The organism is Blattabacterium sp. (Nauphoeta cinerea), from assembly GCF_000471965.1.
Lineage (GTDB): Bacteria > Bacteroidota > Bacteroidia > Flavobacteriales > Blattabacteriaceae > Blattabacterium.
Genome location: NC_022550.1, coordinates 147,979 through 162,958, shown reverse-complemented (window position 1 = coordinate 162,958; position 14,980 = coordinate 147,979). Strand labels below are relative to the sequence as shown.

General features: G+C 26.5%; 14 protein-coding genes. 4 read left to right on the top strand and 10 right to left on the bottom strand.

Annotated features, from left to right (window positions below):
- Window positions 1-8 precede the first annotated feature (8 nt).
- Genes dnaB through K645_RS00750 form a run of 6 tightly spaced genes read right to left on the bottom strand, consistent with a single transcriptional unit; the run spans window position 9 to window position 7,214 of the window.
- Window positions 9-1,523 carry a replicative DNA helicase gene (gene dnaB, locus K645_RS00775; protein ID WP_022564982.1) on the bottom strand — a complete coding sequence of 505 codons (1,515 nt, stop codon included), beginning with the start codon at window positions 1,521-1,523 and terminating at the stop codon, window positions 9-11.
- 60 nt (window positions 1,524-1,583) lie between these two features.
- On the bottom strand, window positions 1,584-2,540 hold the full coding sequence (locus K645_RS00770) for an acetyl-CoA carboxylase carboxyltransferase subunit alpha (protein ID WP_022564981.1): 957 nt from the start codon (window positions 2,538-2,540) through the stop codon (window positions 1,584-1,586).
- Between the two features lie 2 nt (window positions 2,541-2,542).
- Window positions 2,543-3,295 carry a succinate dehydrogenase/fumarate reductase iron-sulfur subunit gene (locus tag K645_RS00765; RefSeq protein WP_369750521.1) on the bottom strand — a complete coding sequence of 251 codons (753 nt, stop codon included), beginning with the start codon at window positions 3,293-3,295 and terminating at the stop codon, window positions 2,543-2,545.
- A gap of 25 nt (window positions 3,296-3,320) precedes the next feature.
- Complete coding sequence (locus K645_RS00760; RefSeq protein WP_022564979.1) at window positions 3,321-5,339, bottom strand: fumarate reductase/succinate dehydrogenase flavoprotein subunit; 2,019 nt, start codon at window positions 5,337-5,339, stop codon at window positions 3,321-3,323.
- 15 nt (window positions 5,340-5,354) lie between these two features.
- Window positions 5,355-6,005 carry a succinate dehydrogenase cytochrome b subunit gene (locus K645_RS00755; RefSeq protein WP_022564978.1) on the bottom strand — a complete coding sequence of 217 codons (651 nt, stop codon included), beginning with the start codon at window positions 6,003-6,005 and terminating at the stop codon, window positions 5,355-5,357.
- Between the two features lie 54 nt (window positions 6,006-6,059).
- Window positions 6,060-7,214, bottom strand: coding sequence for a cysteine desulfurase family protein (locus K645_RS00750; RefSeq protein ID WP_022564977.1), 1,155 nt, complete (start codon window positions 7,212-7,214; stop codon window positions 6,060-6,062).
- A gap of 238 nt (window positions 7,215-7,452) precedes the next feature.
- On the opposite strand from K645_RS00750, the gene rny reads away from it, so the two are divergent.
- The 3 genes from rny to lpdA are packed head-to-tail and all read left to right on the top strand — an operon-like array spanning window position 7,453 to window position 11,466.
- Window positions 7,453-9,024, top strand: coding sequence for a ribonuclease Y (rny, locus tag K645_RS00745; protein ID WP_041935988.1), 1,572 nt, complete (start codon window positions 7,453-7,455; stop codon window positions 9,022-9,024).
- Between the two features lie 13 nt (window positions 9,025-9,037).
- A complete protein-coding gene (locus K645_RS00740; RefSeq protein WP_022564975.1) occupies window positions 9,038-10,012 on the top strand; it encodes a deoxyhypusine synthase family protein in 975 nt (324 codons plus the stop codon).
- A gap of 32 nt (window positions 10,013-10,044) precedes the next feature.
- The gene (gene lpdA, locus K645_RS00735) at window positions 10,045-11,466 is read left to right on the top strand and encodes a dihydrolipoyl dehydrogenase (RefSeq protein WP_022564974.1); all 1,422 of its coding nucleotides are present in this window, start codon (window positions 10,045-10,047) and stop codon (window positions 11,464-11,466) included.
- A 118-nt stretch (window positions 11,467-11,584) separates the two neighbouring features.
- On the opposite strand, the gene K645_RS00730 is transcribed toward lpdA, so the two are convergent.
- Window positions 11,585-11,917 (bottom strand): 4Fe-4S binding protein, encoded by a 333-nt coding sequence (locus tag K645_RS00730; protein WP_022564973.1) that lies wholly within the window; start codon window positions 11,915-11,917, stop codon window positions 11,585-11,587.
- On the opposite strand from K645_RS00730, the gene K645_RS00725 reads away from it, so the two are divergent.
- On the top strand, window positions 11,916-12,971 hold the full coding sequence (locus tag K645_RS00725; RefSeq protein ID WP_022564972.1) for an acyl-CoA reductase: 1,056 nt from the start codon (window positions 11,916-11,918) through the stop codon (window positions 12,969-12,971). The two genes, K645_RS00730 and K645_RS00725, sit on opposite strands and share 2 nt — an antisense overlap.
- Here the strand turns inward: K645_RS00725 and ribD are convergent.
- Genes ribD through rpsU form a run of 3 tightly spaced genes read right to left on the bottom strand, consistent with a single transcriptional unit; the run spans window position 12,963 to window position 14,967 of the window.
- Complete coding sequence (ribD, locus tag K645_RS00720) at window positions 12,963-13,991, bottom strand: bifunctional diaminohydroxyphosphoribosylaminopyrimidine deaminase/5-amino-6-(5-phosphoribosylamino)uracil reductase RibD (protein ID WP_041936059.1); 1,029 nt, start codon at window positions 13,989-13,991, stop codon at window positions 12,963-12,965. The genes K645_RS00725 and ribD overlap by 9 nt on opposite strands.
- Window positions 13,981-14,751 (bottom strand): shikimate dehydrogenase, encoded by a 771-nt coding sequence (locus tag K645_RS00715; RefSeq protein WP_022564970.1) that lies wholly within the window; start codon window positions 14,749-14,751, stop codon window positions 13,981-13,983. Before K645_RS00715 ends, ribD begins: the two co-directional genes overlap by 11 nt.
- An 18-nt stretch (window positions 14,752-14,769) precedes the next feature.
- Window positions 14,770-14,967 (bottom strand): 30S ribosomal protein S21, encoded by a 198-nt coding sequence (gene rpsU, locus K645_RS00710; protein WP_022564969.1) that lies wholly within the window; start codon window positions 14,965-14,967, stop codon window positions 14,770-14,772.
- Window positions 14,968-14,980: the final 13 nt, after the last annotated feature.

The following is a 14,980-nucleotide window of genomic DNA, read 5'->3' as shown; positions in this document are numbered from 1 at the left end:
AATTATTTCTAAATGTCTTCATTATTAAAATTTATATTATAAGGAGGAGACATAATAAAATTTTCTTTATCAAGAACATTTTTTTTATAATCTTCTTCCCAAGCTAATGAAGTATATTCTTTTTCTTCTAAATTTATAAATTTAGCTTGATCACTTATAAATTTTAAACGAAATTTATCTAACCCCCCATTTCTATGTTTTGCAATTATAATTTCTGCTTGACCTATGCAAGAGTCATTATCTTCATCTGAATCCCAAATTTTAAATCCATAGTATTCAGGTCTATAAAGAAATAAAACTATATCTGCATCTTGTTCAATAGCCCCTGATTCTCGTAAATCAGATAATACAGGTCGTTTACTTCCTCCTCTAGTTTCTACTGCTCTAGATAATTGAGATAAAGCTATTATTGGAATATCAAGTTCTTTAGCTATAGATTTTAGACTTCTAGAAATAACTGATATTTCTTGTTCTCTATTTTGTATTCTAGAACCATAATCATGAATTCCCATTAATTGCATATAATCTATAAACACCAATTTAATTCCATGTTGGGATATTAAACGACGACATTTTGCACGTAAACTAAATATAGATAAAGAAGGAGTATCATCTATGAATAAAGGAACATTTTTCAAATCTTTTGTTTTATTTAACAAATGTTCCCAATCTAATTGAGATAAATTTGCTTTTTTAATTTTTTCTGAAGAAATGCCGGTTTTTGACGAAATTAACTTTGTAATCAATTGAATAGAAGACATTTCTAATGAAAAAATTATAATTGGAATCTTTTGATCTACTACTATATTTTTTACCATAGATAACATAAAAGTAGTTTTTCCCATTCCTGGTCTGGAAGCTAATATAATTAAATCAGAATTCTGCCATCCAGAAGTAATATCATCCAGTTTATGGAATCCAGAAGAAATTCCACTTAAATCCTTCTTTTTCCGTTTTTTAATTTTTTCAATAGCTTTTTGTATAAGACATTGGGTCGTTTCATATTTCTTTGTGATTAAGTATTTTTGATTGATCTCAAATAATTTTGATTCAGCATAATCTAAAAGATCGAAAACATCTGTGCTATCCTCATAACATTTTTTAATAATATTAGAGGATATACTAATTAATTTTCTTAAAATAAATTTTTGAACAACTATACGACTGTGATATTCTATATGCGCAGAAGAAATAACTTTTTGTGTTAATCCAATTAAATATAATTCTCCTCCTATTGATTCCAATTTTTCTATTTTTCTAAGTTCATTTAAAACAGTATACAAATCTATAGGTTTAGAATTATGATACAATTTTTGTATTGCAAGAAATATTTCTTGATGTTCTTTTTTGTAAAAAATTTCTGGAAAAAGTATATCAATAACTTCATCTAAACCTTTTTTATCAATCATAATAGCCCCTATTATAGCCTCTTCTAAATCTAATGCTTGAGGAGGGATTTTTCCTTTTTTCATTATTGAATCTAAACAAAATTGATTCGTTTTTTCCTGTCTAATATTATTCATAAAATTATTTTAAATAAACATAATAAATAGAACAGCTATGGATAAAGTAATTACGAAAATTTATTCATCAAAAAAACCAATAGAAATATACTTATTTTTCCTTTTTTCGATAAGGGATTCTATATTAATTTCAGATAATTGCTTATAATATTTAACAATTTGTTTTTTAACAAATTTAAAAGCTTTTTCTGGGAAAAAATGAGCACCTCCTAAAGGTTCTTTAATAACGTCATCTATAAGATTTAATTTATACATATTTTCTGCTGTCAATTTCAATGCTTCTGCTGATTTTTCTTTATTATCACGATTTCCCCAAAGGATTGTAGAACAACTTTCAGGGGAAATAACAGAAAACCAAGAATTTTCCATCATAGATACTTTATCCCCTATTCCTATACCCAAAGCTCCTCCACTAGCTCCCTCTCCTATAATCAATACAATGATAGGAACTTTTAAACACATCATTTCATAAATATTTTTACCTATGGCTTCTCCTTGACCTCTTGTTTCCGCTTCAATTCCTGGAAAAGCTCCTGGTGTATCAATAAAAGTCACTATAGGTTTTTCAAATTTTTCTGCTAATTTCATAAGACGTAAAGCTTTTCTATATCCTTCCGGATTAGGCATACCAAATCTTCTATACTGTCTTTCCTTAGTATTTTTTCCTTTTTGAGTCCCAATTAGCATAAAAACATGATCCTCTATTTTTCCAAAACCTCCTACCATAGCTTTATCATCTCCAAAATTACGATCTCCATGTAATTCTATAAAAGAGTCTTTCTTCGTTATAGAATAAATATAATCTAAAGTATAAGGTCTGTTTGGATGTCTTGATAATTGTACTCTTTGCCAAGGAGTTAGATTACTGTGTAGTTTTTTAATGGTTTTTTCCAATTTCAATTGCAATTGACTGCAAACTTCTTTCATATTTATTCCACTCTTTTTCTCTATTAATACACAATTCATATATTGATCCTGAATATCTTGTATCGGTTTTTCAAAATCTAGATATTCCATAATTAAGTAATAAATGATCGAATATATTCATGATTTGTTAAGGAAATATATTCTGTGGATATTCCTTTTGGACATTCCACTTCACATGCTTTAGTATTAGTACAACTTCCAAATCCTTCTTCATCCATTTTATTTATCATATTCATAACTCTTTTTTTTCTTTCTATTTTTCCTTGAGGCAATAAAGCAAATTGTGAAACTTTTGCTGAAACAAACAGCATTGCCGATCTATTTTTGCATGCAGCTACGCATGCCCCGCAACCAATACATGTAGCAGCATCAAAAGATTTATCAGCTTGATCTTTTGGAATTGGAATCATATTCCCATCTATTGTTTTTCCAAATGTATTTACAGATATATATCCACCTGATATAATAATTCTATCAAAAGAAGATCTATCTACAATAAGATCTTTAATTATAGGAAATGGTTTCGCTCTCCAAGGTTCTACATATATAGTTTCTCCATCATGAAAATGACGCATGTGAAGTTGACAAGTGGTAATTAAATTGTCGGGACCATGAGCTCTACCATTAATATATAAAGAACACATTCCACAAATTCCTTCACGACAATCGTGATCAAAAGATATAGGATCAGTGTCTTTATTATTGCATAATAATATCTGATTATTCAAAAGATCTAACATTTCTAAAAATGAACTATTAGGAGATATATTATCTATTTTATAAGTTTTAAAATATCCCTTTTCTTTACAATTTTTTTGTCTCCATATTTTTAACTTAAACTTCATAAGTTTATTCATAGAAAATTATGTTTTATTTATAAGAACGTGATTCCACTTTTACAAAACTATAATTTAAATCTTCTTTATTCATAATTTCATCACTAATAGGATAATTTTCCTTATATTCCCATATAGATACATATTTATAATGAACATCATCACGAAGTGTTTCTCCTTCCTTTGTTTGATATTCTTCACGAAAATGACTTCCACAAGATTCTTTTCTATTTAAAGCATCCATAGCCATCAATTCGCCCAATTCTAAAAAATCCGCTACACGTTCAGCTTTTTCTAATTCAGAATTTAATCCATCATCAATATTTCCGGGAACAAAAACATTTTTCCAAAATTCATCTCTAAGTTCTTGTATATTTTTTATAGCTTTACATAAATTCATATGATTTCTACTCATCATATTTCCACATAATATTTCCAAGTTTTTTATGAAAAAAATCAACAGGAACATTCCCATTATTTTGAATAAATTTTTTAATTCTATTTTTACGTTTTTTTCTGCTAATTGGAAAGCTATATGTTTTGTAGATATTTTATCTGCAATATATTCAGATAAATAATCCGCTATGGTATATGGTAAAATAAAATATCCATCAGCCAACCCCTGCATCAATGCAGAAGCTCCAAGTCTATTGGCTCCATGATCAGAAAAATTAGCTTCTCCTATAACATAACATCCAGGAATAGATGACATTAAATTATAATCCACCCATAATCCACCCATTGTATAATGTACTGCTGGATAAATTTTCATAGGAGTTTGGTAAGGATTACTATTGGTTATTTTTTCATACATATGAAATAAATTTCCATATTTAGATTCCATTATTTCTTTTCCTAATTTATTTTTATATAATAAATTGGGTTGTTTTATTCCGAGTTCATTTGCTCTTTCTTTTCCATATTTTTCTATAGAAAAACTAAAATCTAAAAATACACCTTCTTGATTTTCATTATTTTCTATTCCAAATCCTTTATCACAACGTTCTTTAGCGGCTCTAGAAGCCACATCTCTTGGAACAAGATTTCCAAATGAAGGATAACGTCTTTCAAGATAATAATCTCTATCATCTTCATTTAGATCCTCAGGTTTTTTATAACCATTTCGTATGGAAACAGCATCTTCCAATTTTTTAGGAACCCATATTCTACCATCATTTCTTAATGATTCAGACATTAACGTTAATTTGGATTGATAGTTTCCATGTACTGGAATACAAGTAGGATGTATTTGAGTATAACAAGGATTTGCAAAAAATCCTCCTTTTTTATGAACTTTCCATATAGCACTTGCATTAGATCCCATTGCATTAGTAGATAGAAAAAATATATTTCCATATCCACCTGAAGCTATGACTATGGCATGTGCTGCATGTTTCTCTATTTCTCCAGAAATAAGATTTCTTGCAATAATTCCTTTAGCTGCTCCATCCACAATAACTAAATCTAACATTTCATGCCGATTGTACATTTTGATTCTACCTATTCCTATTTGTCTAGACATAGATGAATAACATGCCAATAAAAGTTGTTGTCCTGTTTGTCCTTTTGCATAAAAAGTTCTAGAAACTTTAGTTCCACCAAAAGATCTAGTTTCCAAATAGCCGGCATAATCACGAGCAAATGGAACCCCTTGAGCAACACACTGATCTATTATATTAGAAGATATTTCTGCTAAACGATAAACATTTTCTTCTCTAGATCTATAATCTCCACCTTTAATTGTATCATAAAAAAGTCTATAAACAGAATCATTATCTCCTTTATAATTTTTAGATGCATTAATTCCCCCTTGTGCCGCTACAGAATGTGCTCTTCTTGGAGAATCTTGGTAACAAAAGGCTTTTACCTGATATCCTAATTCTGATAAAGAAACAGCAGCTGACCCTCCAGAAAGTCCTGTTCCCACAACAATGATTTCTATATTGGATCTATTGTTAGGAGATACTAATTTTAAAGTGGATTTATGATTTTTCCATTTTTGATCTAACGAACCTATTGGAACTTTTGAATTCAACTTAAAGGGAGTTATCATCGATAAAATATAGATTTATTTATTAAAAAAAAACCAAATGGCAATAATAGAAAATCCGGAACAAATGAACCATAGATATAAAAAACCTAATCTTTGAATCCAAATCAATTTTTTTTCATTAGATAGGCCCAAGGATTGAAAAGAAGACTGAAACCCATGATTCAAATGAATACCTAAAATTAAAAATGAAAATATATATATGAATGTATAAAAAGGATTTTTGAATAAAGAAATAACTATATTGTAATCAGAAATTAAATGATTATGATTTGAGTATTTCATAGGAATCATGAAATGGATAAGATGTAAAATCAAAAAACATAAAATTAAAATCCCTGTATATACCATTGTACGACTACTAAATGTCGTATTAGAACAAGAATTCATGGCATAATCAACTTCTCCTTTTATTTTTTTATTATTCAAATGTAATTTAACTCCTAATAAAATATGAACAATAAAACCTGTAGCAAGAACATATTCCATTATTCGGATAAACATATTTTTTCTCATAAAAAAAACAGCTTGATTAAAAGCTTTTTCTCCTGAAAAAAGAAATAAATTCACGCTCAAATGCAATAATAAAAAAATCATTAAAAAAAATCCTGTAGTAGCCATAACCACTTTTCTTCCAACAGAAGAAGAAAAAAAATTGTAATGATTCACAAATTATAATTTTTTTACGTTGAAATATATGAAATATTTCACAAATAAATTATTTTAATTTCTAATTTTTTGCAATGCTTCTATGAGTAAATCTACATCTTTTTTTTCATTAAAAATTCCAAAAGAAATTCTTATAGGCATTGTTTGATTTAATAAATATTTATTTGTTATAGATTGAATAACATGAGATTCTTCTTGATTACTACTATGACAAGAACTCCCTTTAGAAACAGAAACTCCCATTAGATCTAAATGAAAATAGAACAAATAATCTTTTTTTGTAGGAAATAAAAAATTCAATATAGAAGGAATACTTTTATCAGGATAACATGATAATCCATTGAAAATAACATCGGGAATTATTTTTTTCAATTCTGAAATACAATAAGATTTTAAATTTTGTATTTTTTTTATATGACTTGAAAAATTACAATAAGATAATCGTAAAGCTTCTGATAATCCAGCAATCCCATATATGTTTTCTGTCCCTGAACGAATTCCATGTTCTTGAACTCCACCTGTTATAAAAGGTTTCATTTTTTTTAAAATATTACTTCTTATAAAAGCAAAACCTATTCCTTTTGGTCCATAAAACTTATGTCCACTTGCAGTCGCAAAATCAAAGGATGATTCCTCCATATTTATAGGAAGATTTCCTATAATTTGTATAGTATCTGAATGAAAATAAGCATTATATTTTTTACATAAAAAAAAGACTTGATTTACTTCTAATAAATTTCCAATCTCATTATTAGCATACATTAAACTTACAAGTGTTTTTTTACATATATTCTTTTTTAACATTTCTTCCATATTATTGAAATCTAATATTCCTTCTTCATTATTTGAAACGAAACTTAAAGATATTTTATATCTAACAGATAGATCTAAAATTGTTTGTAATACAGATGGATGTTCTAGTTTAGAACTTATAATATGTTTTATTCCTAAATCTAATATCGAAGATCTTAATACGAGATTATTGGCTTCAGTTCCTCCTGAAGTAAAAATAATTTCAGAAGGAGACGCTTTAATATTTCTAGCAATACAAACTCTAGATTCCTCTAAAATTGAACGAGCTTCTCTTCCATAACTATGTTGCATAGAAGAAGGATTTCCAGGGGAGTATTTTAATGTATTTATCATTACTTTCAAAACTTCCTTTCTTATCGGAGTGGAAGCTGCATTATCCAAATATGCTCGTTTCATTTATCTATAATAAAATTTTTGATAACAATAACATACAAATATATAATATAATGTATTCAAATTCCGTTTGTTAAAAATATATATTAATAAAAAATATCATCTTTAATTTTGTATTGGGGGTTAATGAAAATCTTTTAAAGTCTTCATTAAATATAAATTTTATAGCTTTCGTGAAATATTTGTTGTTTTAATAATGTTATTAAAATGTCTATTTTATTTTTATTTAAATTGAGTGAATATGAAAATAAATGTTGGATTTTCGGTCCTAATGGGGTTTATGATTGGAATTATTACATGTTATTTTTTTGGAAAAAAAATTATATTAAAAAAATATATTCAATTATTAGAAAAAGCTAATTTTCAAGCAAAAAAAATTATAAAAAATGCAGAAAAAGAAGGAGAATCTATAAAAAAAAAGAAGATACTTCAAGCAAAAGAAAAATTTACAGAACTTAAATCTAAACATGAAAAATATGTTTATTTAAGAGAACAAAAAATAATTGATATAGAAAATCAAACAAGAGAAAAAGAAAATAGACTATCAAAAGAAATAGAAATTTATTTTAAAAAAAATAACCGTTTAGAAATACAAATACATGATTACGAAAAAAAATATAAAATTCTTAAAAAGAAACAAGAAGAATTTGAAAATATGCATATTCAACAAGTAGAATTACTTGAAAAAATATCTAATTATTCTTCTGAAGAAGCTAAAAACGAATTAATTGAAATTCTTAAAGGAGAAACTAAAGTAAAAGCACAAACTTATATACAAAATATTATAGAAGAATCACAATTAACCGCAAAAATGGAGGCAAAAAAAATTGTGATTCAAGCTATTCAAAGAATTGGGACAGAACAAGCCGTTGAAAATGCTGTATCCGTTTTTAATATAGAATCAGATGATGTTAAAGGTCGTATAATTGGACGAGAAGGAAGAAATATAAGAGCCTTAGAAAAAGCAACTGGAGTAGAAATTATTGTAGATGATACTCCAGAAGCAATTCTTTTATCTTGTTTTAATCCTATACGAAGAGAAATAGCGAGATTAGCTCTTCATAAATTAGTTATAGATGGACGGATACATCCAGCTAGAATAGAAGAAATAGTAGCAAAAACAGAAAAACAAATTGAAGAAGAAATAATAGAGGTCGGAAAAAAAAACATTATAGATTTAGGGATTCATGGAATACATCCCGAATTGATTAGAATGGTAGGAAGAATGAAATATCGTTCCTCTTATGGACAAAATCTTTTACAACATTCTCGTGAAGTAGCCCATTTATCAGGAATATTAGCTTCTGAATTAGGATTAAACTCTAAATTAGCAAAACGTGCTGGATTATTACATGATATAGGGAAAGTTCCTGAAAATGAATCTGAGCTTCCTCATGCAATTCTAGGAATGCAATGGGCAGAAAAATACGGAGAAAATATAGAAGTTTGTAATGCTATCGGATCACATCATGATGAAATAGAAATGAAAGTATTAATATCACCCATAGTACAAGTTTCAGATTCTATTAGCGGAGCTCGTCCTGGAGTCAGAAGAAATTCTTTTGAATCTTATTCAAAACGGTTAAAAAATTTGGAAGATATAGCGTTAAGTTTTGATGGAGTCAACAAAGCTTTCGCTATACAAGCAGGAAGAGAATTACGTGTATTAGTTGAAAGTGATAAAATTGATGATAAAAAGGCTTTTCAATTATCTTGTGATATAACAGAAAAAATAAAAAACGAAATGACTTATCCTGGTCAAATTAAAGTAACAGTGATTAGAGAAACTAGAGCTGTACAAATAGCTAGATAAAATAATAAAAACCATGAAAGACTCTCCTATTACTTCTTTTATTAAGAAATATTTTCTTCATTTTAACGCTTTGACTTTATCAAAAGCAGCTAAAGCATATAAATATCATATTCAGAATAATGGAAAAATGATGATCACATTGGCAGGAGCGATGAGTACTGCAGAAATAGGAAAAATATTGTCCGAAATGATACGAAAAAATCAAGTTCATATTATTTCTTGTACAGGAGCTAATTTAGAAGAAGATATATTAAATTTAATAGCTCATTCTTATTATAAAAAAATTCCTCATTATAGAGATTTAACTCCTGATGAGGAGAAAAATTTTTTAAAAAAAGGTTATTATAGGGTAACAGACACCTGCATACCAGAAGAACCGGCTTTTAAAGAATTACAAAAACATATGTTAAAAGTATGGATGAGAGCTAAAGAAAAATCAAAACGTTATTTTCCTCATGAATATATTTATCAACTATTATTAGAAAATATTTTAAACCCCTATTACAACATAGATCCAAAAGATAGTTGGGTATTAGCTGCAGCGAAAAAAAATATCCCTATAATAGTTCCAGGATGGGAAGATAGTACAATAGGAAATATTTTTGCTTCTTTTTGTATAAAAAAAATATTTCAACCTATTCTTGTAAAAAATGGAATAGAATATATGATGTATTTAGCGAAATGGTATCAAAAAGAATCAATCAAACATAAAATAGGTTTTTTCCAAATTGGAGGTGGAATATCAGGAGATTTTCCTATTTGTGTAGTTCCTATGTTATCTCAAGACATAGGATTTTATCCTACTCCATTTTGGTCTTATTTTTGTCAAATTTCTGATTCTACAACTAGTTATGGATCTTATTCCGGAGCTATTCCTAACGAAAAAATAACTTGGGGGAAACTAGATAAAGATACTCCAAAATTTATTATTGAGTCAGATGCAACTATAGTTGCTCCACTTATTTTTGCATATGTGTTAAATATGTAATGTTATGTAACTTTATATAAAATATTTTTGTAATGAATAATTTATATGATCTCGTAGTTATTGGTTCTGGACCAGGAGGGTATGTTTCAGCAATTAGGGCAAGTCAATTGGGACTTCGTACTGCTATTATAGAAAAATATCAAGAATTAGGTGGGACATGTTTAAATGTAGGTTGTATCCCTTCTAAATCTCTTCTAGATTCTTCCAAATATTTTTTTTTAGCTAAAAAAAATTATTATTCACATGGAATTTTTTTTGAAAAATTATTTTTTGATTTCAAAAAAATAATGGATAGGAAAAATGAAGTTGTAAAAAATATAAATAATGGAATAAAATATTTAATAAAAAAAAACAAAATTGATTTATATCAAGGAATAGGTTCATTTAAAACTAAAAATATTCTGTATCTAACAGAAGATAATAAATCGTTGCAAAAAAAAAAGAAATACAATTTAAATATTATAATATCCACAGGATCTAAACCTTTATGTTTCCCTTACTTGAACTTTGATATAAAAAATAGAATTATTTCTTCCACAGAAGCTGTTAATTTAAAAGAAATTCCAAAAAAATTAATAATAATTGGAGGGGGAATAATTGGATTAGAATTAGGTTCTATTTATAATAGATTAGGAAGTAAAATTATTATTATAGAAACTATGGATAAAATCATATCAAATATGGACGATTCTTTGAGTAAAGAAATGCAAAAAATATTAGAGAAATCCTCCATGCAAATAGAAACCTCATTATCTGTTACCAATATTTTTAAAAAAAATCATGAAGAAATATCTGTTATTGCAAAATATCATGATGGAAAAAAAGTTCAACTAACAGGAAATTATTGTTTATTATCAATAGGAAGAATCCCGTATACAAAATATCTAGGTTTAGAAAACATAAAAATTGAAACAAGTGAAAAAGGATTTATACTTGTAAATGATAATTTACAAACTTCTATTGACAACATATATGCTATAGGAGATGTTGTAGGAGGAAAAATGTTGGCTCATAAAGCTGAAGAAGAAGGACTATATGCAGTAGAACATATAGTAGGACAAAAACCAAATAAATTAAATTATAATTTAATCCCATCAGTAATTTATACTTATCCTGAAGTAGCCAGTGTTGGACAATCAGAAAATGAAGTGAAAAAAAATAAAATATCATATAATATAGGAATTGTTCCTATGAAAATATTAGGACGAGCTCGTACAAGTGGCTGCACAGATGGGTTTCTAAAAATGATTTCTCACAAAAATACAGATGAAATATTAGGAGTTCATATCATTGGAGATCACGCCGCAGATATGATTATGGAAGCATCTGTAGCTATGGAATTTAGATCCTCTTCAGAGGATATATATAGAATATGTCATCCTCATCCTACTCTCAGTGAAGCATTCAAAGAAGCAGCTCAACTAAATTTTGAAAACCGTTCTATACATACATAAATTAATTCCAACAAATAGTTTTATTTTTAAAAAATTATTGATTTTTTCAAAATATGAATGAATTTAAATGAAAATTGACATATAATTTTTTTGTTTCTTCCATCATCAATTTTTAATTCTAACCTTCATGCAGAAAATTCTTTTTTTGAATAAGTTCTTTTTTATTTTCATAATTATCTTTATCTTGAACACAACATTGAACGGGACAAATCATCATACATTGTGGCTCATCATAAAATCCTACACATTCTGTACATTTTTCTGGAATAATAAAATATATATCTTTTCTTTTGGGTTCGTAAAATATAGTGGGATCCGAGATTTCATTCTTTTTCAAAGAAGTTCCATCTGACATTCTCCATTTTTTTCCGCCTTCATAAATTGCTTGATTAGGACACTCAGGTTCACAAGCTCCACAGTTTATACATTTTTCTGTAATTTTTATAGACATGAAAATAAAAATAATGATTAAAATTTTTGATAAAATAGGATTTTTTTTAAAAGAAGTTAATGAATTTTATGTACATAAAAAGTGTTTATCTAAATATTCCCAAAAGTTTTTTTCTTCTTTTCAAAAAACGATCAATAAAGTAACTACTACAAATGATTGGTTTAGAATAGAGGATTTATTGATAACATTTAGTCAATGGAGCAAAAATCTTAAAAAAGAAAAATTAGAATATTGGATGAGTAAATATTCTATTACAAAAAAAAAATCTAAAAAAATTCTTGTTATTATGCCGGGAAATGTACCGATGATAGGATTACATGATTTTTTGTGTGTGATTTTATCAGGGCATAAGATCATAATTAAATTATCTGAAGAAGATAATTTGTTACTTCCATTTTTATGTGATATGATGATATACGAAAAACCTATGTTTAAAAATAAAATAAAGTTTACAAAAAATATTTTTCATGAAAAATTTGATTATGTAATAGCTACTGGAAATAATAATACAGCTCGTTATTTTGAATATTATTTTAGAAAATATCCTGTTTTGCTTAGAAAAAGTAGAACCTCTATAGCTGTATTACAAGGAACTGAAACAGAAGAAGAATTAATTTCTTTGAATAGAGATATATTAACTTATTCAGGAAGAGGATGTAGGAATGTAGGAAAAATATTTATCCCTTATAATTACAATCTTCATTTGATATTAAAAAAATCATTTATATCTGAATATATTACAAAAAACTACAAGTATACAGATAACTATAAATATTATTTATCTATTTATACTATGAATAAAATCTCTTTTCAAAAAAATCATTTTCTGATTTTAAAAGAAGAAAAGAATTTTTATAATCCAATATCTGTAGTTTATTATGAATTTTATAATGATTTAAATCAGTTAAAAAAAACAATTTTAAAAAATAAGAATAATCTACAATGTATAGTGTCTAAAAATTTTTTAGATAAAGAAATTTTTTTCGGAAAAACACAATATCCAAAATTAGAAGACTATGCAGACGAAATCGATACAATTCAATTTTTAAATTGACAATTTCATAATAAATTGATCTTTATTAAGATTCATTTTATTAGATATAATTCCTTTTACTTTAGGAGCTTTTAGTCCGCTTTTCAATACAATATCGCATACAAAAATACGACATTCATCCCAAATATTTTCTTTTATAAAGTTTTCTAAGGTTTTTTTTCCTCCTTCCACTATCAAAGATAATATTTTCTTTTTATACAAAAAATTCAATATTTGATTTATTATTTTTTTTTCAAAAGAAATTTGAACATATTCTATATTCTCTTGGTTTTCCTTATTTTGTTCTGTAAACACAATAGTATATTGGGATCCATCTAAAATAAAATGAGAATTAGAAATACTCAATTCTCGATCAATAAAAATTCTAACAGGATTTTTTCCAAACCATTTTCTAACATTTAACTTGGGGTTATCATTTAATACAGTTTTTCTTCCTACCAAAATTCCATCTTCTTCAGATCTCCATTTATGATTTAGTTGCCTAGCATATATTCCACTGATCCAATGTCCTTTATTATTTTCTGAATGGATAAACCCATCATAACTTTCTGCCCATTTTAATATAATATAAGGGCGTTTTTTTTTATAGAAAGTAAAAAAACGCTTATTTAAAATACGACATTGATCTATTAAAACATTTTCTATAACTTCAACTCCATATTTTCTTAATTTTTTTATTCCTAATCCTTTTACTTTATCACAAGGGTCTTGTATCCCCACTACTACTCTTGGAATATTTTTTCTAATGATTAAATCCACACAAGGTGGAGTTTCTCCAAAATGAACACATGGTTCCAATGTTACATATAGAGTAGAATCAAAAAATAAATATTTATTTTTTACATTATGAATAGCTAAAAACTCAGCATGATATATTCCTTTTTTATAATGCCATCCTTCCGATAAAACTATCCCATTTCTTTCTATTACACAACCGACCATAGGATTTGGAGATGTAAAACCTAATCCGTTTTTAGCTAGTTGTATAGCTCTTTTCATAAAAATTTCTTTATATTTCATGAATTTCATTTATCCATATATTCCAAGATTCCTCAGCTTGAATGTATAACATTTCTAATCCATTTTTGATTAAAGCCCCATTTTTTTCTGCTTTTTTTAAAAACAAAGTTTTATTGGGATTATAAATTAGATCATAAAAATAATGTTTGGAAGAAATATATTGATATGGTAAAGATGGACATGAATTTATATTAGGATATGTTCCTATAGGAGTACAATTAATAATAATTTTGTACTTTTTTAATAAATTTTTATTGATATCTTCATAAACTAAAAAACCCATATTTTTTTTTCTAGAAACATATTGATGTGAAATTTGTAATTTGTTTAAAACAAATGAAATTGTTTTAGAAACACCTCCAGTTCCCAAAATTAACGCTTTTAAATTTTTTTTATTTGTCAATTTTTTTAAATCTTTTTTAAAAGAATGCTCAAAACCTAAAACATCTGTATTAAAACCAATTTTGCATTTGTTATGAATTTTTACCACATTCACAGATCCTATAGATTTTGCTTCAGGCATGACTTTATTCAAAAAAGGAATAACACTTGTTTTGTATGGAATAGTAACATTACATCCTTTTAAATAAGGATTTTGAAATATAAACAATATATTTTCTATTTTTGGAATATCAAAAATTTTATAATCTGCATTAGCAATAAATTCTTTTTTAAATTTTTTTAAAAAAAATATTCTAGAAAAAGAATATTTAATATCTTTTCCTATCAAACCGTAAATTTGTGTTTTTTGATGTATCATAAAATAACAAACACAAATTTATTCTTCTTTTTTCAATTTCATACGTTCTCTATATTTCGCTCTTAATATTTCATTTCTTCTCCCTTCAGATGGTTTGATATATTGTTGCTTTTCTCTAAATTCTTTTAAAATACGAGTTTTGTCAAATTTTTTTTTACTTTTTTTTAAAGCTTTATCAATTGATTCTCCTTCTCTAACAGTAGTAATTAAGATCATAAAAAACTTAATA